The sequence below is a fragment of the Candidatus Mycobacterium wuenschmannii genome, assembly GCF_030252325.1.
Lineage (GTDB): Bacteria > Actinomycetota > Actinomycetes > Mycobacteriales > Mycobacteriaceae > Mycobacterium > Mycobacterium wuenschmannii.
The window spans coordinates 4,909,782-4,935,140 of sequence record NZ_CP126981.1 but is presented as its reverse complement, the minus strand read 5'-3'; the positions used below and the strand labels follow the sequence as shown (position 1 = coordinate 4,935,140).

Genomic DNA, 25,359 nt, shown 5'->3' with positions numbered 1-25,359 from the left:
CGCTGCGCTCTGCATCGTCGTCGGCGCACTCATCGGCGCCGCTCTTCTTCAGCGTTTCGCATCATCAAGCGCGACCGCACCGCCAGGCCGGCCCGGAAGCCCCAGCGCAGCGGCGCGCGCCACGGTCCAGAATGCCGGTCGGCGAGGTAGGTGTAGGTGCTTTTGTGATGAGCGGCCAGATTGCGCGACGACTCCCGTGCGGTGGCGTGGCCCTTGTGGTGCAGCACCTCGGCCATCGGCGCGTAGACGTTGAGCCAGCCGGCCCGGCCCATCCGGTCGCCGAGGTCGACGTCCTCCATGTACATGAAGTAGCGCTCGTCGAAGCCGCCGATCTGCTCGAAAGCGGCTCGACGCACCAACAGGCATGAGCCGGACAACCAGCCGACCGGTCGCTCGCTGGGCTCCAGACGTTCCTGCCGGTAGGCCACCGACCAGGGGTTTTTCTTCCACAACTGGCCGAGCACCGCGTGCATGCCACCGCGGATCAGGCTGGGCAGCTGGCGCGCCGACGGGTACACCGACCCGTCAGGGTCGTGGATCAACGGACCGATGGTGCCCGCACGCGGCCAGCGGGTGGCGGCGTCCAGCAACGCGTCGATGCTGCCGGGGCCCCACTGCACGTCCGGGTTGGCGACGATGATCCATTCGTCGGCGGCATCCCCTTGCTCGTCGAGCAGGGCGACCGCGCGGTTCACGGCGCTGCCATAGCCGAGGTTGGAGCCGGTGGAGTACAACCGCACGCCCGGGTAACGCTCGACCGCCGCCTGCGGCGTGCCGTCGGTGGACCCGTTGTCGGCCATCAGGACGCTGACCGGCCGCTCGGTCGCGTGCGACAGCGACGCCAGGAAACGGTCCAGGTGGACGCCCGGCGAATAGGTCACGGTCACCACCGGCAGGACGTCACTCACGCGTTGAGGGTAACGGTCAGGTGGCCAGCGCCTCGACCAGAGCATCGCGCCACGACCGCAGCGGCGACAGCCCGGCCTCCGCCGACTGCCGCGCGCCCAGCGCCGAATACGTCGGCCGCGGGGCCGGCCGCGGATTGTGGTCGCTGCTGACCGGCCGGATCCGTTCCGGGTCGGCGCCGAGGATCTCGAACACCGCGCGGGCCTGCCCGCAGCGGGTGACCTGGCCGGCATTGGCGGCGTGCACGACGCCGTTCGGGGCGTGTACGCGACCGTCGGCCGCCTCGAGCAGCGCGCCGACGAGGTCACCGGTGTAGGTGGGCGAGCCGGTCTGGTCGTCCACCATGTCGACGATGCCGTCCCCGGCGGCCAGTCGGCGCATGGCCGCGACGAAGTCCTTGCCGTCACCGCCGGTGTAGACCCAGGCGGTGCGGACCACGACGGCCCCCGGCAACGCCTCGAGCACCGCCTGTTCGCCGGCCAGCTTGGTCTGCCCGTAGACGCTCAGCGGCCCGGTCGGGTCGGTCGGCTCGTAGGGGCGCGACCCCGAGCCGTCGAAGACATAGTCGGTGGAGATGTGCACGAGCTGCGCGCCGACCCCGGCGCAGGCCCGCGCGAGGTGACCCGGCCCGGCGGCGTTGATCGCGTGCGCCCGGTCGCGGTCCTGCTCGGCGTCGTCGACGGCGGTGTAGGCCGCGCAGTTGATCACCACGTCGCCGGCCTGCACGATCTCGGTCGCGCGCCGGGGATCGGCGATGTCCCACTGCGACGACGTCAGCGCCAGCACGTCGCGGCCCTGCCTGTCGGCCTCGGCCGCCAGGAAGCTTCCTACCTGTCCCCCGCCGCCGACGATCACAATTCGCTTTGACATTGACTACGAGTCTGGCACGCCGGGAGTTGGCTACCCGAGTTACCGCTGTTACGCAAGTAATCTGTTGTGATGCCTGAGCAACGGGTGACTCGTGTGATTGCGTCCGTGACGGCCGTGCTGGTCGTCCTTGTGACGGGGCTGGCGTGGAGCCAGGTCCGCTCCTTCGAGGACGGGATCTACCACGTGTTCGCGCCTTCGCTGGGTCACGGCGGCGACGACGGCGCGCTCGACATCCTGCTGGTCGGCATGGACAGCCGCACCGACGCGCACGGTAACCCGCTCAGTCAGCAGGAACTCGCGTCGCTGAAGGCCGGCGACGAGGTGGCCAGCAACACCGACACGATCATCTTGGTCCGCATCCCCGACAACGGGAAGTCGGCGACCGCGATCTCCATCCCGCGCGACACCTATGTCTCGGCGCCCGGGCTGGGCAAGACCAAGATCAACGGCGTCTACGGCCAGACCAAGGAGGAGAAGCGGGTCAGCCTGGTCGAATCGGGCGCCGCGCCCGACGAGGCCGAGCGTGAGGGCACCGAGGCCGGCCGTGAGGCGCTGATCAAGACCGTCGCCGACCTGACCGGCGTCACCGTCGACCATTACGCCGAGATCGGCCTGCTTGGCTTCTCGCTGATCACCGACGCTCTCGGCGGCGTCAACGTCTGCCTCAAAGAGCCTGTCTTCGAACCCATGTCGGGTGCGGATTTCCCGGCCGGGCCGCAGAAGCTCACCGGCCCGCAGGCGCTGAGCTTCGTCCGGCAGCGGCACGAACTCCCCCGCGGCGACCTGGATCGCGTCGTACGTCAGCAGGTCGTGATGTCGTCGCTGGCCCACCAGGTGATCTCCGGCAAGACGCTGTCCAGCCCGGCCACACTGAACCGGCTGCAGTCGGCGATCCAGCGCTCGGTGGTGCTGTCATCCGGTTGGGACATCATGGATTTCGTCAACCAGTTGCAGAAGCTGGCGGCCGGCCGGGTGGCCTTCGCGACCATCCCGGTGCTCGACGAGTCCGGGTGGAGCGACGACGGCATGCACAGCGTCGTGCGGGTCGACCCGCATCAGGTGCAGGGTTGGGTCGCCGGCCTGCTCGAGGGCCAGGCCAAGGGCAAGACCGAGGAACTCACCTACGCGCCGGACAAGACCAGCGCCAGCGTCCTCAACGACACCGACATCAACGGTCTCGCCTCGTCGGTGTCACAAGTGTTGAGCTCCAAGGGGTTTGGCGCCGGCAAGGTCGGCAACAACGACGCCGCGCATGTGAAGAACACCCAGGTGCAGGCCGCCAGCGCCGACGACCTCGGCGCCCAGGCCATCGCCAAGGAACTCGGCGGGCTGCCCGTCGTCGCGAACACGTCGGTGCCGCAGGGCTCGGTCCGGGTCGTACTCAGCAGCGACTACACCGGCCCGGGTTCGGGCCTGAGCGACGGCGGCCCACGGCTGGCGGCCGCGTCGCACCCCGACTCGGCCGGCGAGGCTCCCCCGCCATCGCCGATCCTGACCGCCGGCAGCGATCACCCGGAGTGCGTGAACTGATTGACTAACGCGGTGAGCACTCTCAGCGCCGCGATTCTGGATCCGATGCTGCGCGCCGACCCAGTCGGCCCGCGGATCACCTATTACGACGACGCGACCGGCGAGCGCATCGAGTTGTCCGCCGTCACGCTGTTCAACTGGGCGGCCAAGACCGGCAACCTGCTGCGCGACGAGCTGGGCGCGGGCCCCGGCAGCCGGGTGGCGGTGCTGCTGCCGGCGCACTGGCAGACGGCATCGGTGCTGTTCGGGGCGTGGTACATCGGCGCCGAGGTGGTCTTCGGCTCCGACGCCGACGTCGCGCTGTGCACCCTCGACCGGTTGGACGAGGCCGACGCGACGGGTGCGGGCGAGGTGGCGGTGCTGTCGCTCGACGCGTTCGGCCGTCCCGTCGACGACCTGCCGGTCGGCGTAACCGACTACGCAACGGCGGTGCGGGTGCACGGCGACCAGATCGCCGGCGAGCAGCGGCCGGGCCCGGCCTTCGACGGCAGGTCCGTCGATGAGGTGCTGACAGCGTGCCAGAACGCCGCTGCGGCAAAGGGTTTGGCGGGCGGCGACCGGGTGCTCTCGACCGCTGCGTGGGAGTCGCCGGACGACGTGATCGGCGGATTGCTCACCGTGCTGTCGGTGGGCGGGTCGCTGGTCTACGTCGCCAACCCCGACCCCGCCGCGCTGGCCCGCAAGACGGAGACCGAGAAGGTGACGCGGAATTTGTAGCGATGCACTTTATGCCCACCTCTGAGCGAATTCGTCAGCAAATTTCGCTCGAAGGCGGGCACATCGGGTCCCCCGACCCCGGCGAGACGCGTGTGACGGATGGGATTCCAAGGCCGCGCGCGAATCCATGTTGATATCGCTATATGTCGATGCTACGGTCGTCGGAGGGCATAGGCTCGTGCCTACGAGACAACGGGAGGACGTTCGCGATGGTGGTGTCAGGCCTACTGGGAAAGGCAGCCGGGACGGTGGTGACCGGCGTCGTCGGCGTCAGCGCGTACGAACTCCTGCGGAAGGCCCTGAACAAGGCCCCCCTGCACGAGGCCGCGGTGTCCGCGACCGAGTGGAGCCTGCGCGGTACCCGCAAGGCCGAGGAGGCCGCCGAATCCGCCCGGCTGAAACTGGCCGACGTGGTCGCCGAGGCCCGCGAGCGCATCGGCGAGGAGGCCCAGCCGCCCGCGATCGGCGAGCACGATCACGACCACGACCACTGATCGCCGTGTTAGATCGTCCGCCTCCTCTTCATCGCGCTGCGTGCTCTGCATCGTCGGCGGACGCGTGACCGATCTCCAGGTCGTGTCCGACGCCGCAGGGCGGATGCGGGTGAAAGTGCCGTGGGTGCGCGCGAATTCGCGACGCGCGGTCGCGGTGGAAGAAGCCGTCGACCGCGAGCACGGCGTTCGGGCGGTGCACGCCTATCCGCACACCGGGTCCGTCGTGGTCTGGTACTCGCCGAAGCGCACCGATCGCGACCAGGTTCTGAAGTCCATCGCCGAAGCCGAACATGTTGCCGCCGAACTGATTCCGGTGCGCACCCCGCGCTCGGCGGACATCCGCAACACCGAGGTCCTGCGGATGGTGATCGGCGGCGCCGCGCTGACGCTGCTCGGGCTGCGTCGCTACGCATTCAACCGCCCTCCGCTGCTCAATGGGTCGGGCCAGTTGGTCGCCACCGGCGCCACGATTTTCATGGGCTATCCATTCCTGCGCGGCGCGCTGCGCGGGCTGCGCAACGGGCGCGCGGGCACCGACGCCCTGGTGACCGCGGCGACCGTCGCCAGCCTGGTGCTGCGCGAGAACGTCGTCGCGCTCACGGTGCTCTGGCTGCTGAATATCGGTGAGTACCTTCAGGATCTGACGCTGCGCCGGACCCGCCGCGCCATCTCGGACCTGCTGCGCGGCACCGCCGACACCGCCTGGGTCCGGCTCGACGACGGTAACGAGGTGCAGGTGCCGATCGACACCGTGCAGATCGGCGACGACGTGGTGGTGCACGATCACGTGGCGATCCCGGTCGACGGCGAGGTCGTCGACGGCGAGGCGGTCGTCGACCAGTCGGCCATCACCGGCGAGACGCTGCCGGTCAGCGTCGTCACCGGCGCGGCCGTGCACGCCGGGTCGGTGGTGCTGCGTGGGCGGCTGGTGATTCGGGCCCGCGCGGTCGGCAACCAGACCACCATCGGGCGCATCATCTCCCGCGTCGAGGAGGCTCAGCACGACCGCGCGCCGATCCAGACCGTCGGCGAGAACTTCTCCCGCCGCTTCGTCCCGATCTCGTTCATCGTCTCCGCGGTGACGCTGGCGCTGACCGGCGACGTCCGGCGCGCGATGACGATGCTGCTGATCGCCTGCCCGTGCGCGGTCGGCCTGTCTACCCCGACGGCGATCAGCGCCGCGATCGGCAACGGCGCGCGCCGCGGCATCCTGATCAAGGGCGGCTCGCACCTCGAGCAGGCCGGCCGAGTCGACGCGATCGTCTTCGACAAGACCGGCACCCTCACGGTGGGCCGCCCCGTCGTCACGAACATCATTGCGCTGCACGATGATTGGCAGCCCGAGCAGGTACTGGCCTACGCGGCGAGCTCCGAGTTGCACTCCCGGCACCCGCTGGCCGAGGCGGTGATCCGCTCGACCGAGGAGCGCCGCATCACCATCCCGCCGCACGAGGAGTGCGAGGTGCTCGTCGGCCTCGGCATGCGGACCTGGGCCGACGGGCGGACGCTGCTACTGGGCAGCCCGTCGCTACTGCGCTCGGAGAATGTCGCGGTGTCCCAGGAGGCCTCCGACTGGGTCGACAAGCTGCGCCGCCAGGCCGAGACTCCCCTGCTGCTGGCCGTGGACGAGACGCTGGTCGGGCTGATCAGCCTGCGCGACGAGGTGCGGGCCGAGGCACCCGAGGTGCTGACACAGTTGCGCACCAACGGTATTCGCCGCATCGTCATGCTCACCGGCGATCACCCCGACATAGCCACGGTGGTCGCGAGCGAACTCGGCATCGACGAGTGGCGCGCCGAGGTGATGCCCGAGGACAAACTCGAGGTGGTGCGCCAACTCCAGGACGAGGGCTACATCGTCGGAATGGTCGGCGACGGCATCAACGACGCCCCGGCCCTGGCCGCCGCCAACATCGGCATCGCGATGGGCCTGGCCGGCACCGACGTCGCCGTCGAGACCGCCGACGTCGCGCTGGCCAACGACGACCTGCGCCGCCTGCTCGACGTGGGTGACCTGGGCACCCGCGCGGTCGAGGTGATCCGGCAGAACTACGGCATGTCGATCGCCGTCAACGCCGCCGGGCTGCTGATCGGCGCCGGAGGTGCGCTGTCGCCGGTGCTCGCCGCGATCCTGCACAACGCCTCGTCGGTGGCCGTCGTCGCAAACAGTTCACGCCTGATTCGGTATCGCTTGGACTGAACAAGTACACCGACCGTCCGATCGGTGTCATGATGCCCCGATGTCTACTCCCCTCGACCCCGTTGCCAGCGAACGCCTCTCGCACGCCGACAAGGTCTTCACCTCCGACCTGTCCATCAACGAATTCGCGCTCCTGCACGGCGCCGGCTTCGAACCGCTCGACCTCGTGATGGGCGTCTCGGTCTATCACGTCGGGTACCAATTCACCGGCATCCGACAGCAATCCGAGTTGCCGGTGCTCACCGAGGCGACGTACCGGGCGCGCTGGAACGCGATGGCCCGCATGCAGGCCGAGGCCGACGCTCTGGGCGCCGACGGCGTCGTCGGCGTCCGGCTGGAATGGCGTCAGCACGGCGCCGAGGCCGAGCATCTGGAGTTCATCGCGGTCGGCACCGCGGTGCGCTACAGCCCGAAGCCCGGGTCGTTCAAACGCAACAACGGACAGGCGTTTTCGAGCCACCTGTCCGGACAGGATCTCGCCACCCTGCTGCGATCCGGCTGGGCGCCGGTCGCGTTCGTGATGGGCAACTGTGTGTTTCACATTGCCGCGCAAGGCTTTCTGCAGACCCTGCGGCAGATGGGCCGCAACACCGAGATGCCGCAGTGGACGCAGGGCAACTACGAAGCCCGCGAGCTGGCCATGTCGCGGATGCAGGGCGAGGCCGAACGCGACGGCGCCAACGGTGTCGTCGGCGTCCACTTCAACATCCAGAATTACGCGTGGGGCTATCACACCGTCGAGTTCTACGCCGCCGGAACGGCGGTGCGCCGCATCGGCACACCCGAGACGATCACGCCGCAGTTCGTGCTGGCCATGAACGACTGATGGTGGGGTTCGACGCCGACCGGGTCAGCCGCACCGTCCACCACGCCCTTGCCGGACCGGGTGGAATCGGGTTGGTAATCAACGTCTTTGCCGGGTTGCCCGGCGTGACGCACACCGCCGCCAAGCGTGGAATGTTCAAGTCGCAACCGGCGCGACTGCAGATCGGCGACTGGCGCTACGAGGTGACTACCGACCACCGACTCTCGGCGGCACACGTGGTCGGCGGCGTGGTGATCGGCGAGGAGGTGCTGCTGGCCGACGCGGTGGGGCCGCACCTGGCCCGCTCGCTGGGCCAACTGGTCGCCCGCCACGGTTCCGCGGTGGTCCCGAACATCGACGCGGCTGTGGATGCATTGAGCGCCGGCACGGCGTAGCCAACGCAGCGACGTGCGATACTGCCCCGGTAAGGCGACGACGACGTAGGAAGCCGGTGCGAATCCGGCGCGGTCCCGCCACTGTCATCGGGGAGCGAACCTCACGAGCCACGGCCCACCCGGCTGGAAGGCGAGGCGAGCGGCGATCCGAGAGCCAGGACACTCGCGTCGTCGCACACGACCAACCCGGGGCGGTCGACCCCGAGAGAGCTGGCGAGATGTCACGCCGTGCCTGGGTGGCGCTCATGGTGAGCGCGTGGCTGCCGGTGGCCTGCGCCACGCATCCCACCACCACCGCCCACCCCGGACGCGACTGCATCACCGACTTCCGTTCCGGCGCTGACTATTTCCCGGACAAGTCAACGGTCGTCGATGCCACCAACTTCACCCTCAGCTACCACGACAGCTATCAGGTGCTGACCGTCAAACAGCCCTACCCGCACGGCAAGTCCCAGTCCTACGTGCTGGTGCGCTGCGGGGCCCCCGCCCCCGAACTGAGCGGCGATCTGGCCGGGGCACAACGGATCACGGTCCCGGTCGCCGGCCTGTACTCCGGCTCGATCACCCAACTGGGCATGCTCGCCGAACTGGATCGCACGGACACCGTCACCGGAGTCGCCGACGCCGCCGGTGTCGTCGATCCCCAACTGCGCCAGCGGATCAGCAGCGGCGCGGTGGTCGGCTACGCCACGGGCAACCAGCTCAACATCGAAAGCGTCGTCGCCGCCCACCCCGACGTGCTGGTGACCGCCGGCATCGACCAGCCCGCCTACCCGAAGTTGCGCGACGCGGGCGTGCCCGTGCTGGCCGACGCCGAATGGCTGGAGGCCACCCCGCTGGGCCGCGCCGAGTGGATCAAGGTGCTGGCCGCGCTCACCGGGACCGAGAAGAAAGCCGGCGAGGCCTACGCCGCGCTGCGCGGCAACTACGCCGCGGTGGCCGCGAAAACGAGTGGCGCGCGGCCCGTCGAGGTGCTGACGGGGGCCATGTATCAGGGCACCTGGTTCATGCCGTCGGGTGCCGACTACGCCGGGCGCCTGATCGTCGACGCCGGCGGCAGCTATCCATGGGCGAGTGACACCAGCGGCGGTTCGCTGCAGCTGAACTTCGAATCGGTCTATGCCCGTGCCGGGCAGGCGCCGACGTGGTTGGTCGCCAACGACTGGAAGACCACCGGCGACGCCATCGCCGACGACAACCGGTACGGCGAACTCGCGGCGGTGCGCGGCGGTCAGGTGTGGTCGGCGACCGGGGCGGGCAGCGACTACTGGGAGCGCGGCCCGGCCCGACCCGACCTGGTGCTCGGCGATCTGGTCGCGATCCTGCACCCCGAGTTGGCAGCGCAGCACGAGTTCAGCTTCTACCGCCAGGTGCAGCGCGCATGACCGCCGCGGCATCGCCGATCTCGTTGCGGCTCAACCGAACCGCAATCGTCGTGGGCACCCTGACCGCCGCGGTGGTGGTGCTGACCATGCTGGGCCTCGCGCTGGGTCCGGTGCGCGTGCCGCTGCTCGACACCGCCCGAGCGCTGGTGGGCGCGCAGGCGTCCGACCCACGGTGGCAGGTGATCGTGCACTCCGTGCGACTGCCCCGCGTGCTCACCGCGATCGCCGCGGGCGCCGGTCTCGGTGTCGCGGGCCTGCAGATGCAGACCCTGTTCCGCAACACCCTCGCCGACCCCTACGTGCTGGGCGTCAGTTCCGGTGCGGGCTTGGGCGTCGCGGCGGTGGTGATCGCCACCGGATCCGGTTTCACCGCGGGCCTGGCCGGCGGTCGCGCGGCGATGGCCGTCGCCGCCGCGGTGGGCGCCGCGGCCGTGCTGGCACTGATCCTGGTGCTGGCCCATTGGGTCCGGTCGGCGGCGACGCTGCTGCTGATCGGGGTGATGGTGAGCGCCGCGGCTACTGCCGTGGTCAGCGTGCTCCTGGTCTATGCCGACCCGCTGCGGGTGCAGCAGTACCTGCTGTGGGGGCTGGGCAGCTTCGCGGGCACCACCTGGTGGGACCTGAAGCTGCTGCTCCCCGTCGTCGCGGCGGGAATCGCGGTCGCGGCCCTGGCCGTGCGCGCGCTCAACGCGCTGCTGCTGGGCGAAAACTACGCCCGCACACTCGGAATCGACGTGCGGCAGGCGCGACTGATCACGGTGGCGTCGGCGTCGCTGCTCACCGGCGCGACGACGGCGTTCTGCGGGCCGATCGCGTTCCTCGGGCTCGCGGTGCCGCACCTGGCCCGGTTGGCGCTCGGCACGTCGGACCATCGCGCGGTGTTGCCGACGACGGCGTTGATGGGCGCCGCGGTGGCCCTGGCCTGCGGCATCGTCAGCCAGGTACCGGGCAGCGACGCGGTGCTGCCGGTCAACGCGGTGACCGCCCTGGTCGGGGCGCCGATCGTGGTGCTGGTGCTGGTGCGCAGTCGCCACGGCGTGGGGATGCAGCGGTGAGCCTGACCATTCGCGACCTGACGATCGGCTACCGCAACCGGCGACGGGCCACCATCGTCGCCGCGGGGTTGTCGGCGACGGCACGCGGTGGCGAACTCACGGTGCTGCTGGGCCCCAACGGCTGCGGGAAGTCGACGCTCATCCGCACCCTGTGCGGGCTGCAGCCGCCCCTGTCTGGCCAGGTGCTGTTGGACGGCACGCCCCTGGCCGGCGTGCCGGCCGACCGGTTGGCCCGCCGCGTGGCGGTCGTGCTCACCGACGCGATAGACCCCGGGCTGCTGTCGGCCCGCGAACTCGCCGCGCTGGGCCGCATTCCGTATCTCACTGTCACCGGCCGACTTTCGCGCCGTGATTACGAGATCGTGGAACAGGCGCTGGCCGCCGTAGACGCCTTGCACCTGGCCGACCGGCCCGCCGCCGACCTGTCCGACGGTGAACGGCAACGCGTCATGACCGCCCGCGCGCTGGCGCAGCAGCCCGAGGTCCTGGTGCTCGACGAGCCGACCGCGTTTCTGGATGCGCCCTCACGTGCCGCGCTGACCGAGATGCTGCGCCGGCTGGCCCGCGAGCAGGGCCTGACGATCCTGCTGTCCACCCACGACCTGGAACTTGCTCTGCGCCATGCGGATCGGGCCTGGCTGCTCGACGGCGACGGCGCACTCGTCGATGCGAGTCCCGGCGAGCTCACCTCTGACGGGCGGGTCAACACCGTATTCGGTTGCGAGATAACGCCTTCCAGCGACCCGGCGGCGGTCTCGGCGCTTGCCGAATTGGCCGGTGTCAGCCCGTATTTCGCGCTCGGCACCGGACCGCTCGACGGGGGCTGGCGTCCGGTGGATCGGCTCTACCACGATCCCGCGGTACTGGCCGAGATCGTCGAGCGAGTCAGAGCGCGGATGGAGGTCACCGAGCAACGCGTCGCCGCATCGACCTTCTATCTCGGATTCGCCGCGCGACTGTGGTCCATCGGGCTGGGCGCGGCCGCCGGCTATGGGATGGTCGTCGACCTCCCCCCGCAGCAACTGCTGTTCCGCGAGAACGACGGTCAGATCGCGCTGCACCTCGAACACCCCCGGGCGAAACAGGCCGGGGATCTTCGAATCGAGTTGACCGACATGCTCTTCGAGCGTCATCTCGACCCGCTTGCGGCCGCGCTGCGCCGGCTCGGCCCGATCTCCTCGGGACTGCTGCGTGGCAATGCGGCGTCGGCCCTACTCGGCGCCGCGCGGGTGTTCGACAGCGGCGGCGCCACCACCGCGGGATGGCTGCTCGCGCGCGACATCTGCACCGACCCACGGCTCAGCACCGCGGTTCGTTTCAGCGATACGGGCTACCGCCGCACCAGTTGCTGTTTGTATTACCGCACGCCTCGTAGCGGGCTCTGCGGAGATTGCGCCCTGAGCAGGGTGCCGGAAAGGGAACTCGATGATCGACTTTAGCCCCGCCATTCAGGACACCGAGGACAACGGCCGCGAGCAGGTCTGGCCGCTACCGACCGACGAGCAGAATCTGCTCAGCCTGATCACGCTGTGCTTCGAAGAGTATTGGGACGACATCTGGTTCGGCGTGCTGGTCGAGGGCGCCGCCTGGGAGGTCGCCGCGCCCAACCCGCCGAAGCGGATATCGATGTACGACGGGTACGCGACGGTCGACTTCGGCCGCTGGCACTTTCACCTGTGCATCGGGGAGCACAAGGACAGCGGTCCCGAGCTCGGCCGCATCCGTCGCTGCGCGCGCGCCGAGTTGTACCGCCGGATCGGCAAGGACGGCGCCCCGACGTCGTGGGGCGTGCGCCTGTTCAACGGGCGCGACGACCAGCTGATGACGCTGATGCTGCCCGGGCCGTTCCTGACCAACACACAGCAACTGCGCGACGAGCCCGACTGGACGCAACTCGAACTGTGGGACCGCCTGCGGGCCAAGTTCCTCGGGTTGGACCCCGACCCGATTGACCGTTCCGGCAAGGGGTTTCGCCATGGCTGACGCGCGCCACGGCTGAGCCGTCAGCAGCAGTCCTCGCCGCGCCAGGACTTGACGCCCTGCCAGATCGCGGCGGCGGCGATGCCCAGACCGATCGCCGGGTCGAACCACCAGACGCCGGGCCAGATCGCGGCGACCGCCAGGCCGACCAGGACGGCCGCGGCCTGGGCGCCGCACAGGTAGTTCTGCGTGCCCTCCCCCGCGGTGGCCGCCGAGCCCAGTCGCTCGGCCAGCGAATGCTTGGCGCGCCCCAGAATCGGCATCAACACCAGCGACAGGGCCGTCAGGACGATGCCGACGATCGACGTCTCGGCGTCGTGCCGGTCCAGGATGTGGTGGACGGATTCGGCGGCGATGTAGGGGGCGGTCAGCCAGAACGACCAGGCGACACCGAGCTGGGCGCGGCGTTCGGCGGTCGCCGAAGCGGTGCGCGAACCGGAGAATCGCCAGGCCACCATCGCGCTGGCCAATGCCTCCGGCAGGCTGCCCAGCGCCCACCCGGTCAGTGCGATCGACCCGACCGACAGGCCCTGCCACAGCCCGACCACGCCCTCGGTGAGCATCGCGACCATGCTGACCCAGGCCAACCGGTAGGCCCATTTCGCACCGTGCTGCCAGCGCGAATCGTGCGCGACGGCAGGCGCGTGCCCGTGCTCGTGGCCGCAGGCGTCGGCGACGAGGCCGGCCTGATCGGCCATCGAACGGGATTCGGTCACCCAGCGATGTTAGGTCAATTCGCGGCGCCGACGGGACAGCCCGACCGTCAAGCGGGCGTCAAAGGCCGCTTCAGGGTGCAGACGATGCTCCACTCGAAGTAGAACTCGCCACCCTTGTCGTACCCGGCGAAGTGGTGCGACACCTGGACCCGCTGAACCGAGGAGTTCACCACCTCCCAGCCCTCCGCACCGTGGGTGTTGAGGGCCCGGTTCGCCTCGTCGATGACAACCTGCAGGGACTCATTGGTCACGCTGATGAAGGTGGTCTCCCACCGCTGCGGGGACCAGTTGCCGTCCGATGCCACCCCTGAGGCAGGCGAAGGTGCGCTCATAAGGCCGTACCTTATGCCGCCGTAGGCCTCGAAAAGTGAATGGCAACTGACCGGTGCGTTAAGTGATGTCGCTGAATTGTGGCCCAGCGCCACAAGGTAATTGCCAGCATCGGATGGCTACCCTGGCTGGCATGGCGCGCACCGACAACGACACCTGGGATCTGGCAACGAGCGTGGGAGCCACCGCCACCATGGTGGCCGCGGGCCGCGGCCGGGCCACCCGCGAGGGCCAGATCGACGACCCGTTCGCCGAACCGCTGGTCCGCGCGGTCGGCGTGGACTTCTTCACCCGCTGGGCCAACGGCGAGATCAGCGGCGACGAGGTCGACATCCCCGGCCACCCGTGGGGCATGCGGCCGATGACCGACCTGCTGGCCGTGCGAACCCGCCTGATCGACCAGTTCATCGCCGACGCGACGGCCTCCGGCATGCGTCAGGTGGTGGTGCTGGCGTCCGGCCTCGACGCGCGCGGCTACCGACTGTCCTGGCCCGACGACGCCGTGGTGTTCGAAATCGACCAGCAGCAGGTGACCGATTTCAAGACCGCGACCCTGGCCGCCGCCGGCGCCGAGCCCACGGTCGACCTGCGCGCGGTCCCGGTCGATCTGCGCGACGACTGGCCCGCGGCGCTACGGCAGGCGGGCTTCGACGCCGGGGCGCCCACCGCGTGGGTTGCCGAAGGTCTGTTGGCGTTCCTGCCGCCGGATGCTCAGGATCGCTTGCTGGACAACATCACCGAGCTCAGCGCGCCAGGCAGCCACCTGGTGGTGGAGATCTTCCTGAGCACGCCGGAGTCGCTGGAGGTCATGCACGCGACGTCGGAGAAGTGGTATCAGCACGGCCTCGACGCCCGCCTGGACGACCTCTGGTACGGCGGCGAGCGCCATGATGTCGCGCCGTACCTGGACGCGCGCGGCTGGCGGACGACGCGGCACCGGTCGGCTCAGTTGCTGGCCGACGCCGGGCTGTCGGTACCGCAGCGTAACGACGGTCAGACCGAAAACTATTACTGCACAGCGCAACTCGGCTAGTTGCCGGCCAGCAGGCATTGCCAGTAGCCGACGTCATGCCAGGCGTCGTGCTTGAAGCCGGCCTCGCGGACCCGGCCGACGAACTCGAAGCCGTGCCGTTCGTGTAGTCGCACGCTCGGATCGTTCGGCAACGCGATGAGCGCGACCGCGCTGTGAAATCCGCTGTCGCGCAGCCGATTCAGTAGCTCGGCGTAGAGCGCGTCACCGGCGCCCCGGCGATGCGCCGAGGAGTCGACGTAGACGGTGGATTCGACGGTCCATCGATAGGCGGCGCGCTCGTTGTACGGCCCCGCGTACGCGAAACCGATCACCCGCTCGTCGGCGACGGCCACCAGCCACGGGAAACGCTGGTGCCGCAGCGTCCACAGGGCGCGCACCTCGTCCAGGCTCTGCGGCTCCGTCCGGAAATTGAAGACGGAGTGCTCGATGTAGTGGTTGAGGATGTCGCGAACCCGCACCAGGTCGTCCTCGGTGGCCGACCGAATCCGCACGCCGCTCATGTCGGCTTGCCCGTCACGGAGTCACCGTACATTGGCCGCGATACCGGCGCCGGTGTGGCAAAATCATCCCGTTAGGCGATGACGACAGAGGAAGCCGGTGCAAATCCGGCGCGGTCCCGCCACTGTCATCGGGGAGCGACCCTCACCAGCCACGGCCACCCGGCCGGAAGGCGAGGCAAGCAGCGATCCGAGAGCCAGGAGACTCACGTCCTCGCATCCTGCAACCCGGGGCGGTCGACCCCGAGAGCGAGGGTCTCCCATGGCGCGGTTGTTGACTTCACTTCTCGGCGGCCGAAAATGACCGCCCCGATCTGGATGGCGGCGCCACCTGAGGTGCACTCGACGCTGCTCAGCAGCGGGCCGGGGCCGGCGTCGCTGCTCGCGGCCGCGCAGGCCTGGACGACGTTGAGCACCGAATACACCGAGGCCGCGGCCGAACTGACCGCGGTGCTGGACGGCGTACTGGCCGGCGGCTGGGAGGGCCCGAGCGCCGAGTCCTACGCGGCGACGCACGCACCGTACCTGGCGTGGCTGGCGCAGGAGAGCGCGAACAGCGCCGCGATCGCCGCCGAGCAGGAGACCGCGGCAGCCGCCTACACCGCCGCGCTGGCCGCGATGCCGACCCTGGGCGAACTGGCCGCCAACCACACCACGCATGCGGTGTTGTCGGCGACGAATTTCTTTGGCATCAATACGATTCCGATCGCACTCAACGAGGCCGACTACGTCCGGATGTGGGTGCAGGCCGCGACGGTGATGGCCACCTACGAGGGCGTCTCGGACGCGGCGGTCGCGGCGGCGCCGCACTCGCAACCCGCACCGGTGATCATGAAGGCCTCGGCGGCCGATGCCACGACTCCGTCGGCGCCGCCAGCGTGGTTCACCCAACTGCAGCAATATCTGGAAGGCCTGTTCCCGCAGCCGCCGTACCCGAACACCGGCGACTTCCCGCTCTACCAGCAGCTACTCGACTTCTTCAACCAGATCGGCTACACCGGGGTCAACGACCCCATTGGCGCGTGGCTTCAGGGACTCGACCCGTCCTGGTTGCCGCCGATCGGGGTACCGGGGTCGTGGCTGGCCTACACCGGCAACCCGCTGAGCTACCTCAATCCGTTCAGCCTCGCCTACGTGCTGTCGGTACCGCTGGATCCGGGGTCCTACATCGCCTTCACCAGCATCGTCATCATCGATGACCTGCTGGCGATCGTCTACACCGCCGCGGTCAATCCGCAGGCGTTGATCCTGGTGGCACCGTTGGCGCTGGTCGAGATCGTCGGGTCGACGATCGGCAACACCATCCAGGTGTTGCACTACATCCTCGAATCGACGCTGATCCCACTGCTGCCCGCCCTGCTGCCGGCCACGGCCGCCCTGGTTCCGCTGGCCGCCGCCCCGGCCGGGCTGGCGGGACTCGCGGGCCTGGCCGGCCTGGCGGGTCTGGTGCCGCCGCCCACCGCGCCGATCTTGGCTCCCGCCTTCGCGATGGCCCCTACCCCGCCGCCGCCGCCCGCGCCCGCACCGATGGCCCCCGCGGCCGCCCCCGTGACGGTGGCGCACGCCCCGGTCACGGCGCCCACGCCGCCTCCCCACCCACGCCGGCGGGCCCGACGGGCGTGACGATGCCCGCGTACATGTACATGGTCGGCGACCTTGGCCTCGCCTCCCAGGCCGCGAGGGGTGCCAGCAAGCGCGTCGCCGAGACCGCCGTCGACGATGCCGAAATACCCGCTGCGGCAGCGGCTCTCGAGGACAAGCAGCCGGTGCAGCGTCGCCGGCGTTCGAAGGCCACCATGATCGGCCGCGGCTACGAGTACATGGATATCGACCAGGATCTGACGGTGACCGCGTCGGACAGCGGCGCCGGCCCGCTCGGGTTCGCCGGCAGCGCCGCCCGCGCGGGCACGACCGAACCGGGCGGGTTGGCCACGCTGACCAGGGACCAGTACGGCGGCGACTCGACGGTGCCCATGCTGCCGGGGACGTGGAACCCGGACGTCGACTGAGGCCGCCGGGCGGCAGGTCGCTGTAGCGTGCAGCCATGGTGGATTTTGCGCTGCGCTCGTGCGGATTGCGTGGGCACGCGACTTTTGCTCCGGACGAGCCGGAGCTACGCGAACGCTTGACGGTCGAGACCCCGGTGGGTGAGGCGTGGCGGTGCCTGCGGTGCGAAACGTTCGTGGTGGGTCCGCCGCGACGCCGCGGGCCGGCGAACACCGCACCGGAGATCCCCCGCGGGCGGTTCCTGCGCGACCGCACGTTGATGCGTTTGCTCGCCGTCGAGCGCGCATTTCGTGCGGTGATCTTCCTGGTGGTGGCCGCCGGTGTGCTCAAGTTCAGCGGATCACGCGAGCATTGGCAGCGCGTGCTGGACAAGGACATGCCGTTGCTCAAGCCGCTGGCCGACCAGATCGGCTGGAATCCCAAGCATTCGAAGCTCGTTCACCAGATCACCCACGCCTTCGCGTTGTCGTCGTCGACGCTGCAGTGGATAGCGATCGGCCTGGTCGGCTACGCGCTGATCGAACTCATCGAGGCGGTCGGGCTCTGGCTGATGCAACGCTGGGGCGAGTACTTCGCGGTGATCGCCACCAGTGTCTTCCTGCCGTTGGAGATCTACGAGATCACCGAAAAGATCACCGCCCTCAGGATTTTCGCGCTGGTGGTGAATATCGTCGCGGTGGTGTGGCTGTTGTGGAGCAAACGGCTGTTCGGCCTGAACGGTGGCGGCAAGGCCTACCGAGCGGATCACGAGGCGGAGAGCCTGCTCAGCGTCGAGACCGCAGGGCTGAGCGGAATCGCCTCGGGCGCAACGGCCTGACTACGACTCGGGCTGCAACACGTGCGCGACCGCCTGGGTGCGGTTCTGCACGCCCAGCTTCGCCAGGATCGCCTCGACATGGTGGCCGACGGTCTTGGGGCTGATGTGTAGTTCGGCGGCGATCCCCGGGTTGCTCAGTCCCGCGGCCAGCAGATCGAAGACCTGGCGTTGCCGCCCGGTCAGCGCGTGCGGGTCAGACAGCTTGTCCGCCTGCCTTGTTCGCGGTGCCGGCTCGCGCAGGCCGGCCACCCGCTGCTGGGCGCGCCGCGCGGCGGCCTTGGCGCCGAGATCGCGGAAGGTCTCCAGCGCCTGTTTCACCGCGGGCATGTCGCCACCGAGCCTGGCCAGGGCAGCGTCGTAGGCGCAGCCGCGGTCGGCCCACTCCCGGGCGGCGGCCGCCCAGTCGCCGCGGATCTCCAGGTCGAACGGGGTGGGCGCGTCGCCCTCGACGGCATCAATCGGCCTGCCGGACAAATGGATCCAACGACGCAGGCTTCCGAGCAACCACGGGTCGGCGTGCTCACCGGCCGCGGCCAGCCCTGCGCGGGCCTCTGCGACGGCCCGTTCGTCGTCGCCGGCCAGCCAGGCCACCTCGGCCCGCGCCGCCCACACCACGCCGAGATGCACCACATCGCCCGGTGCCGCGCCGTTGACGGCCTCGGCCACCACCGCGACCGCCGGTGACTGGCCGCGCCGCGCCCGCAGCAGGGTCAGCGCCACCAGCGGCAGAATCCGGTGCTGCGGGCTGAGTTCGGGCCGGGTCAGAATCTGCTCCGCGGTGGCGGCGGCGAGATCCCAGTCGCCGCGATGCAACGCGACCAGCGCGGCCGCCGACGTCAGCAGCGAGCTGAACATGTCGAGGTCGTGGTCGTCGCAGAACCGCATGGCCTGCTCCACATAGCTGTCAGCGCGGGCCAATTCGCAGCGCAGCACCGCGTACCAGTAGATCAGCACGCCGAGCACCCCGGCGTGCTCTTCGAGCCCCGGCGCCGACAACGCTTCGTGCCAGACCGCTTCCAACTCCTCCCAGCCGGCGCCGGTGCTGAACACCGTGGTGAGCGCCAGGTACCCGCGAGCCCGCACATCGACTCCCGCATCACGTAATTCGCGGCCCAATGCGTGCGCCCGCATGGCGTAATCGGCGCAGGACGGGTCCAGGGCGAGCGCACTGATGTGGGCCATGTTTATCAGCGACCACGCCAACTGCGGCGACGGGCCGAGGCCTTCGAGCAGCCGCAGCGATGCATGCGCGGCCTCGATCGCCTCGGCGGCGCGCCCCAGCGGCTGCAGCAGCCGCGACAGCCAACGCAGGTCGTCGCCCTCGGCGATCGGGTCGGAAAGCTTGCGGCGCAACTCGATTGCCTCGCGCAGCGAAACGACCGCCGGGTCGGCCTGCCCGCTCAGGTAGCACGCGAAGGCGTGTCGCTCGAGCCAGCCGACGCGCTCGTCGTCGGTCGCGGCCGCCCGCCGAAGGGCGAGCGCGTAGAGGCTCGCCGCCTCCCGGTTGGCGCCCAGTGCCGCGGCCCGCTCGGCCGCGGCAATCGCGTAGCGGACCGCCGCATCGTCGTCACCGGCCTCGTCGGCGTGAAAGGCCAACGCCGCCAGCGTGTTCGGATCGGCCGGCGATTCGGCCAGGACGGTCAGGGCGCGGCGGTGCAACTCGATGCGGTCGAAGTCGGGAATCTGCGCCCGGCCGGCCCGGCGGGCCAGCTCGTGACGGAACCGGATGTGGTCCCCGTCGGCGACCAGCACCCCGGCGCCGAGGCATTCATGCAGGGCCGGGCGGGCACCCGGGCACATCCGATCCAGCAGGGTGATGTCGGTGCGGGGACCGCACACCGCGACCGCATGCGCGATGTCGCGAGCCGGCGCCGACAGCTTGGCAAGTCGGCCACAGACCGCCTCGGAAAGGCTGCGCGGCAACGCTTCCCGTGTCAGCGCGGTCGGCCCCGCCGCCAGCACCTCGGTGACGAAGAACGGGTTGCCGCCGCTCACCGAGTGCAGCTGAGCGGCGTTCACCCCGCTGCCGGCAGCCAGCGTCGCGACCGCCGTCACGCTCAACGCCGCCAACTCGATTCGGTGCACACGGTCGCAGTTCGACAGGTCGCCCAGCGTCACCGCCAGCGGATGGGTCGGCGTCAATTCGTCGTCGCGGAACGAGATCACCAGCAGCAGGCGCAGCGCGCCGATTCGCCGCGACAGGAATCGCACCAGGTCAAGCGTGGCGCCGTCGGCCCAGTGGGCGTCTTCTATCACCCACACCCAGCGACCGCCATTGCCCAACGCGGCCAACAATTGTCGATAGATCCGTGCGGTGTCGCCCGAGTCGACCGCGGCGGCCAACACGGCCTCGGCACCCGCGTCCAAGCCCGACAGCGTGTCGGTCAGCGGACCCAACGGGCGTGGTGTCCCCAACGGGTCACACCAACCGCGCAGCACCCGCAGCGGCGGCTCGAGTTGATCGGCGAACCGGGCCAGCAGCGCGGTCTTGCCGACGCCGGCCTCACCCCGCAGCAGCACGACTTCCCCGGGACCGCCGCGCGCGACGCGGCGCGCCGGCGCGGTCAGCTGCGCCAATGGCGCCTCGCGTTCCAGCAAGGCATTCACCAGAGGGGACATGATGCAGTGCGACTGTAACGCCACCGGCACGCGGACGCTTGCCAACTGCACATTCGTCCAGAATCAGCGCAGCAGCGCGCGCGACATCACTACGCGTTGAATCTGGTTGGTGCCCTCGTAGATCTGGGTGATCTTGGCGTCGCGCATAAAGCGCTCCACCGGGAAGTCGATGGTGTATCCGGCGCCGCCGAAGAGCTGTACCGCGTCGGTGGTGACCTCCATCGCCACGTCGGAGGCGAAGCACTTCGAGGCCGCCGAGATGAAGCCGAGGTTGCCCTCGCCGCGCTCGGCGCGGGCGGCGGCGTTGTAGACCATCAGCCGTGCGGCCTCGACCTTCATCGCCATGTCGGCGAGCATGAACTGCACGCCCTGGAAGTCGCTGATGGATTTGCCGAATTGCTTGCGGTCCTTGGTGTATTCGATCGCGGCGTCGACCGCGCCCTGCGCGATGCCGACGGCCTGCGCACCGATCGTGGGCCGGGTGTGGTCCAGCGTCGCCAGTGCGGTCTTGAAGCCGGTGCCCGGGTCGCCGATCATCCGGTCGCCGGGGATGCGACAGTTCTCGAAGTACAGCTCGGTGGTCGGCGAGCCCTTGATGCCGAGTTTCTTCTCCTTGGGGCCGATGGTGAAGCCCTCGTCGTCGATGTGCACGATGAACGACGAGATGCCGCCTGAGCCCTTGTCGGGGTCGGTCACGGCCATCACGGTGTACCAGGATGACTTGCCGCCGTTGGTGATCCACGCTTTGGCGCCGTTGAGGATCCAGTCGTCGCCGTCGGCCTTCGCGCGGGTCTTCATCGCCGCCGCGTCGCTGCCGGCCTCGCGCTCGCTGAGCGCGTAGGACGCCATCAGGCCGTCCTCGGCCAGCGTCGGGAGCACCTTCTTCTTCAATTCTTCGGAGCCACGCAGGATGAGTCCCATGGTGCCCAGCTTGTTGACGGCGGGGATCAGCGACGCGGAAGCATCGACGCGCGCCACCTCCTCGATCACGATGCAGGCGGCCACCGAGTCGGCGCCCTGACCGCCGTACTCCTCGGGTACGTGCACGGCGTTGAAGCCGGACGTGTTGAGCGCCTTGAGCGCCTCCTCCGGGAAGCGCGACTGCTCGTCGACGTCGGCGGCGTGCGGCGCGATCTCCTTTTCGGCCAACGCGCGGATCGCCGCCCGCAACTCGTTGTGCTCGTCCGGCAACTGGAACAGATCGAACGACGAATCTCCGGCCCACTGCGCCATTGCTGGCCTCCCTCTTTTCTGCCCGACCGCGGGTGCTACTCGCCGGTAACTTTACCGTGACGCTGCTGCAGAGCCGAATCCTTGGCCAGCACCGACTCCGCCAACTCCTTCTGAAAAGCCACGACCCGCCCGCGCAGGGCGGCATCGGACGCGGCGAGGATGCGCACCGCGAGCAGGCCGGCATTACGCGCGCCGCCGATCGACACCGTGGCCACCGGAACCCCGGCCGGCATCTGCACGATCGACAGCAGCGAGTCCAGGCCGTCCAGCTTGGCCAGCGGTACCGGGACGCCGATCACCGGCAGCGGCGTCGCCGAGGCCACCATGCCGGGCAAGTGGGCCGCGCCCCCGGCGCCGGCGATGATCACCTCGATGCCGCGATCGGCGGCTTGCTGCGCGTAGTCGAGCATCCGCTGCGGGGTGCGATGCGCCGAATACACCCCGATCTCGTGGGCGATGTCGAACTCGGCCAGAGCATCCGCTGCGTCGGACATCACCGACCAGTCGCTGTCGCTGCCCATGATCACGCCAACGCGAACAGGCTTACTCATGCGTGCGGGTCCCATCCGTCCGTCCACTCACCGTGTGACAACCAGTGTGCCGCCAGGTCGCCGCGTTCACGCAGAGCCGCGACGTCCTGACCGAGAAAGTTGATGTGACCGATCTTGCGGCCCGGCCGCTCGTCCTTGCCGTACAGGTGCACCCGAGCGTCGGGCATCCGCGCGAACAGATGGTGCAACCGCTCGTCCATCGCCATGGCAGGCGCGTGCGCGGCCCCGAGGACATTGGCCATCACGGTCACCGGGGCGATCACGTCGGTGTCGCCGAGCGGGTAGTCCAGCACGGCCCGCAGGTGCTGCTCGAACTGGCTGGTCCGCGAGCCATCCATGGTCCAGTGCCCGGAGTTGTGCGGGCGCATCGCCAGCTCGTTGACCAGCAACCGCCCGTCGGCGGTCTCGAACAGTTCCACGGCCAGCACGCCAACCACGCCGAGGTCGGCCGCCAGACCCAGGGCCAGCCGCTGCGCTGCGGCGGCGGCGTCGTCGGGCAGGTCCGGGGCCGGCGCGATCACCGTCACACAGATGCCGTCGCGCTGGACCGTCTCGACGACCGGCCAGGCCGCGCCCTGTCCGAACGGTGAGCGTGCCACCAGCGCGGAGAGCTCGCGGCGCATCGCGACCCGCTCCTCGAGCAGCACCGGCACACCAGAATCCAGATACTGACCGGCGATTTCGCGGGCCTCGGCGGCGTCGGCCGCCATCCGCACGCCGCGGCCGTCGTAGCCGCCGCGGCTGGCCTTGACCACGAGGGGGCCGCCCACCAGCTGGGCGAACGCCTCCACCTCGTCGACGTTCTCGACGGCCGCGTGACGCGGCACCGGGGCGCCGAGGGCCTCCAGGCGTCGCCGCATGACGATCTTGTCCTGCGCGTGCACCAGCGCCTCGGGCGGCGGCGCCACATCGATGCCTTCGGCGACCAACTTCTCCAGCAGCTCCGAGGGCACGTGCTCGTGGTCGAATGTCACGACCGTCGCGCCCTCGGCGACCCGGCGCAGGGCGTCGAGGTCGGTATGCGAGCCGATCACCACGTCGGGGCTGACCTGGGCGGCCGGGTCGGCGTCCGATTCGGCAAGCACCCGCAGCGTCTGGCCCAGCGCGATCGCCGCCTGATGGGTCATCCGGGCGAGCTGGCCGCCACCGACCATGGCGACCGTGGGCGCAGCGTTCGGGGTCTTCCGCACGGCAATCATGGTGTCATGGCCGCTAGATGAGTCGTAGAACACAGTCACAGAGCACCCTTAACCACTAGTACGTACACTCCGTCATTGTGTCCTTTGCCGATGCCACGATCGCCCGACTGCCGGGGCCGATCCGCCCCTACGCCGAGCGTCATCACGAGCTGATCAAGTTCGCGATCGTCGGCGCGACGACGTTTGTCATCGACTCGGCGATCTTCTACACCCTGAAGCTGACGATCCTGGAGCCCAAGCCGGTGACCGCGAAGGTCATCGCCGGCATCGTCGCGGTGATCGCGTCCTACATCCTGAACCGGGAATGGAGCTTCCGCGACCGTGGTGGCCGCGAGCGTCACCACGAGGCGCTGCTGTTCTTCGCGTTCAGCGGGGTCGGCGTGCTGCTGAGCATGGCGCCGCTGTGGGTCTCCAGCTACGTGCTGAACCTACGGGTACCGGCGGTGTCACTGACCGCGGAGAACATCGCCGACTTCATCTCCGCCTACATCATCGGCAACCTGCTGCAGATGGCGTTCCGCTTCTGGGCGTTCCGACGCTGGGTGTTCCCGGACTCCTCGGCGCGCAGCGGCGACAAGGCGCTGGAGTCGGCGCTCACCGCGGGCGGCATCGCCGAAGTCTTCGAAGACGTCGAAGAGTCCGGCAACGTCACGCTGATGCGGGCCTGGCGCTCACGCCGCCGGGAGACTCAACTCGGCGATTCCTCGGATCCGAGGGTGTCGAAAACCTCGTGATACAGCAGCGCGTGGACCTGTTCCACGCGCGGAATGTCGTGGAACTCCAACGGGTCTTGTGACGCCGACTCGATCACCAGCGTGCCGGTGCGCAGTATCCGGTCGATCAGCCGGTGCCGGAATTCCACGCTGTTGATGCGGGCCAGTGGAATGTCGATGCCGCTGCGGCTGAGCACCCCGTGCCGGAACATCACCCGGCGATCGGTGATCACGAAATGCGTTGTGAGCCAGTCCAAAAACGGCCACAGCGTCAGCCACCCGAGCAGCACCAGCCAGACCGCCCCGATGACCCAGAACACCACCTGCTTGGCGCTGTGGTCCCAGGCGGTGCCGTTGACCACCGCGCACCCGAACGACGCCGCGGCGCTGGCCAGGATCAGGACGGCAACCGGCCAGAACAGCCGCTTCCAGTGCGGGTGACGATGCAAGACGACCTGCTCGTCACCGGCCAACACATTGTCTGGGTAGCCCACGCTGGCACTTTAAACGCTGGGACGCAGGTGCGTGATGTCTCCGGCAGATATCGCCACCACGTCTGCGCCGGTGTCGACGCACAACCGCCCGGTCTCGTCTATCGCGTTGGCCACGCCGACCACTTCGCGGTCGCCAGGCATGCTCGCCCGCACCCGGGAGTTCAGGGTCAGGCTGTGCCGCTGGTAGTCGGCGAGCAGCGCCGCGTCAGCGCCGCCGGCGGTTCGCCATTGCTCCACCCGCCTCGCGATCTCGCGAAGTATGCTGCGCACCAATGCGTTTCGATCGGTGGCCGGCGATCCGAGCATCAGTAGTGAGGTGGCCCGCGGGTCCGGCGCCTCGTCGGCGGTCAGCGTCACGTTCAGGCCGAGGCCGACGACGATCGTCGGCGACGGCGCGGCCACCTCGGCGAGGATCCCGGCGAGCTTGCCGTCACCGACCAGCACGTCGTTCGGCCACTTCAGGCCCGCATCGACGCCCACCGCCGCCAACGCGTCCGCGACGGCGACGCCAACGGCCAGCGTCAACCACCCCCAGCCCGGGCGGGGTACCGAGGCACCCGCCACCCCGACCGACAGCGCGACCTGAGTCCGCGGAGGCGCCGACCACTGGCGACCATGCCGGCCGCGGCCGGCGCTCTGGTATTCGGCGAGTAACACCGAACCGTCGATGTCCGCGCCTGCTTCGGCTCGCGCGAGCAGATCGGCGTTGGTGGAGCCGGTTTCGGCGACGACGTCGAGCTCGCGCCACGGCAGGCCGGGTCCCACGAGACCGTCGCTCAGGGCGGCGGCATCCAGCGGCGCGCGCGACTCCAT

26 protein-coding genes and 2 riboswitches are annotated in these 25,359 nt (G+C 69.5%); of the genes, 15 read left to right on the top strand and 11 right to left on the bottom strand.

All coding sequences use genetic code 11. The annotated features are described in order from the left end of the window. Positions 1-29: 29 nt before the first annotated feature. Together PT015_RS23810 and rfbD are read right to left on the bottom strand one after the other, a co-directional pair. The gene (locus tag PT015_RS23810; protein WP_285191254.1) at positions 30-890 is read right to left on the bottom strand and encodes a glycosyltransferase family 2 protein; all 861 of its coding nucleotides are present in this window, start codon (positions 888-890) and stop codon (positions 30-32) included. A 34-nt stretch (positions 891-924) separates the two neighbouring features. Then, positions 925-1,776, bottom strand: coding sequence for a dTDP-4-dehydrorhamnose reductase (gene rfbD, locus PT015_RS23805; protein ID WP_285187724.1), 852 nt, complete (start codon positions 1,774-1,776; stop codon positions 925-927). Positions 1,777-1,845: 69 nt separating this feature from the next. On the opposite strand from rfbD, the gene PT015_RS23800 reads away from it, so the two are divergent. The 10 genes from PT015_RS23800 to PT015_RS23755 all read left to right on the top strand — a co-directional run bounded on the left by PT015_RS23800 (position 1,846) and on the right by PT015_RS23755 (position 12,340). Continuing rightward, positions 1,846-3,306: an LCP family protein gene (locus PT015_RS23800; RefSeq protein WP_285187722.1), complete on the top strand. Its 1,461-nt coding sequence runs from the start codon at positions 1,846-1,848 to the stop codon at positions 3,304-3,306. Positions 3,307-3,351: 45 nt separating this feature from the next. Next, entirely contained in the window at positions 3,352-4,023 is a 672-nt protein-coding gene (locus PT015_RS23795; protein WP_285191253.1) for a TIGR03089 family protein, read from the top strand. A gap of 209 nt (positions 4,024-4,232) precedes the next feature. Beyond that, entirely contained in the window at positions 4,233-4,517 is a 285-nt protein-coding gene (locus PT015_RS23790; RefSeq protein ID WP_285187720.1) for a DUF1490 family protein, read from the top strand. A 103-nt stretch (positions 4,518-4,620) separates the two neighbouring features. Further along, positions 4,621-6,717, top strand: coding sequence for a manganese-exporting P-type ATPase CtpC (gene ctpC, locus PT015_RS23785; protein ID WP_285191252.1), 2,097 nt, complete (start codon positions 4,621-4,623; stop codon positions 6,715-6,717). Positions 6,718-6,757: 40 nt separating this feature from the next. Continuing rightward, a complete protein-coding gene (locus PT015_RS23780; protein ID WP_285187718.1) occupies positions 6,758-7,543 on the top strand; it encodes a heavy metal-binding domain-containing protein in 786 nt (261 codons plus the stop codon). Further along, positions 7,543-7,917, top strand: coding sequence for a DUF5073 family protein (locus tag PT015_RS23775; protein WP_285187717.1), 375 nt, complete (start codon positions 7,543-7,545; stop codon positions 7,915-7,917). Before PT015_RS23780 ends, PT015_RS23775 begins: the two co-directional genes overlap by 1 nt. A 47-nt stretch (positions 7,918-7,964) precedes the next feature. Further along, positions 7,965-8,081: riboswitch (cobalamin riboswitch) on the top strand. 54 nt (positions 8,082-8,135) lie between these two features. After that, on the top strand, positions 8,136-9,302 hold the full coding sequence (locus PT015_RS23770; protein ID WP_285187715.1) for an ABC transporter substrate-binding protein: 1,167 nt from the start codon (positions 8,136-8,138) through the stop codon (positions 9,300-9,302). Next, positions 9,299-10,357, top strand: coding sequence for a FecCD family ABC transporter permease (locus tag PT015_RS23765; RefSeq protein WP_285187713.1), 1,059 nt, complete (start codon positions 9,299-9,301; stop codon positions 10,355-10,357). The genes PT015_RS23770 and PT015_RS23765 overlap by 4 nt, the downstream gene beginning before the upstream one ends. Further along, entirely contained in the window at positions 10,354-11,796 is a 1,443-nt protein-coding gene (locus PT015_RS23760) for an ATP-binding cassette domain-containing protein (RefSeq protein ID WP_285187711.1), read from the top strand. Before PT015_RS23765 ends, PT015_RS23760 begins: the two co-directional genes overlap by 4 nt. After that, positions 11,783-12,340, top strand: coding sequence for a DUF7676 family protein (locus PT015_RS23755; RefSeq protein WP_285187710.1), 558 nt, complete (start codon positions 11,783-11,785; stop codon positions 12,338-12,340). Before PT015_RS23760 ends, PT015_RS23755 begins: the two co-directional genes overlap by 14 nt. Positions 12,341-12,360: 20 nt before the next feature. Here the strand turns inward: PT015_RS23755 and PT015_RS23750 are convergent, their stop codons facing one another. Both PT015_RS23750 and PT015_RS23745 read right to left on the bottom strand, forming a co-directional pair. Next, a complete protein-coding gene (locus tag PT015_RS23750; RefSeq protein ID WP_390887894.1) occupies positions 12,361-13,053 on the bottom strand; it encodes a cation transporter in 693 nt (230 codons plus the stop codon). Between the two features lie 47 nt (positions 13,054-13,100). Then, positions 13,101-13,385, bottom strand: a complete 285-nt coding sequence (locus PT015_RS23745; protein ID WP_285187708.1) for a hypothetical protein — start codon at positions 13,383-13,385, stop codon at positions 13,101-13,103. Between the two features lie 131 nt (positions 13,386-13,516). On the opposite strand from PT015_RS23745, the gene PT015_RS23740 reads away from it, so the two are divergent. Next, the gene (locus tag PT015_RS23740; protein ID WP_285187707.1) at positions 13,517-14,416 is read left to right on the top strand and encodes a class I SAM-dependent methyltransferase; all 900 of its coding nucleotides are present in this window, start codon (positions 13,517-13,519) and stop codon (positions 14,414-14,416) included. Here the strand turns inward: PT015_RS23740 and PT015_RS23735 are convergent. Further along, positions 14,413-14,916, bottom strand: coding sequence for a GNAT family N-acetyltransferase (locus tag PT015_RS23735; RefSeq protein WP_285187706.1), 504 nt, complete (start codon positions 14,914-14,916; stop codon positions 14,413-14,415). The two genes, PT015_RS23740 and PT015_RS23735, sit on opposite strands and share 4 nt — an antisense overlap. A 63-nt stretch (positions 14,917-14,979) precedes the next feature. Next, positions 14,980-15,121: riboswitch (cobalamin riboswitch) on the top strand. 92 nt (positions 15,122-15,213) lie between these two features. Here PT015_RS23735 and PT015_RS23730 point away from each other — a divergent pair. The 3 genes from PT015_RS23730 to PT015_RS23725 are packed head-to-tail and all read left to right on the top strand — an operon-like array spanning position 15,214 to position 17,737. Further along, positions 15,214-16,536 (top strand): PPE family protein, encoded by a 1,323-nt coding sequence (locus PT015_RS23730; protein ID WP_390887893.1) that lies wholly within the window; start codon positions 15,214-15,216, stop codon positions 16,534-16,536. Positions 16,537-16,538: 2 nt separating this feature from the next. Further along, positions 16,539-16,922 (top strand): PPW family C-terminal domain-containing PPE protein, encoded by a 384-nt coding sequence (locus tag PT015_RS24780; protein WP_390887892.1) that lies wholly within the window; start codon positions 16,539-16,541, stop codon positions 16,920-16,922. Positions 16,923-16,957: 35 nt separating this feature from the next. Next, positions 16,958-17,737, top strand: a complete 780-nt coding sequence (locus tag PT015_RS23725; RefSeq protein ID WP_285187705.1) for a DUF2127 domain-containing protein — start codon at positions 16,958-16,960, stop codon at positions 17,735-17,737. On the opposite strand, the gene PT015_RS23720 is transcribed toward PT015_RS23725, so the two are convergent. The 4 genes from PT015_RS23720 to PT015_RS23705 form a co-directional block, all read right to left on the bottom strand. Next, positions 17,738-20,356, bottom strand: coding sequence for a helix-turn-helix transcriptional regulator (locus PT015_RS23720; protein WP_285187704.1), 2,619 nt, complete (start codon positions 20,354-20,356; stop codon positions 17,738-17,740). Between the two features lie 63 nt (positions 20,357-20,419). Further along, positions 20,420-21,589 (bottom strand): acyl-CoA dehydrogenase, encoded by a 1,170-nt coding sequence (locus PT015_RS23715; protein ID WP_285187703.1) that lies wholly within the window; start codon positions 21,587-21,589, stop codon positions 20,420-20,422. Between the two features lie 35 nt (positions 21,590-21,624). Further along, on the bottom strand, positions 21,625-22,140 hold the full coding sequence (gene purE, locus PT015_RS23710; RefSeq protein WP_285187702.1) for a 5-(carboxyamino)imidazole ribonucleotide mutase: 516 nt from the start codon (positions 22,138-22,140) through the stop codon (positions 21,625-21,627). Then, the gene (locus PT015_RS23705; RefSeq protein WP_285187700.1) at positions 22,137-23,339 is read right to left on the bottom strand and encodes a 5-(carboxyamino)imidazole ribonucleotide synthase; all 1,203 of its coding nucleotides are present in this window, start codon (positions 23,337-23,339) and stop codon (positions 22,137-22,139) included. The genes purE and PT015_RS23705 overlap by 4 nt, the downstream gene beginning before the upstream one ends. A 77-nt stretch (positions 23,340-23,416) precedes the next feature. On the opposite strand from PT015_RS23705, the gene PT015_RS23700 reads away from it, so the two are divergent. Then, positions 23,417-24,073 (top strand): GtrA family protein, encoded by a 657-nt coding sequence (locus PT015_RS23700; RefSeq protein ID WP_285187698.1) that lies wholly within the window; start codon positions 23,417-23,419, stop codon positions 24,071-24,073. Here PT015_RS23700 and PT015_RS23695 read toward each other — a convergent pair. Both PT015_RS23695 and PT015_RS23690 read right to left on the bottom strand, forming a co-directional pair. Then, entirely contained in the window at positions 24,028-24,546 is a 519-nt protein-coding gene (locus tag PT015_RS23695) for a PH domain-containing protein (protein ID WP_285187696.1), read from the bottom strand. The genes PT015_RS23700 and PT015_RS23695 overlap by 46 nt on opposite strands. Before the next feature lie 9 nt (positions 24,547-24,555). After that, on the bottom strand, positions 24,556-25,359 hold the full coding sequence (locus tag PT015_RS23690) for a biotin--[acetyl-CoA-carboxylase] ligase (protein ID WP_285187695.1): 804 nt from the start codon (positions 25,357-25,359) through the stop codon (positions 24,556-24,558).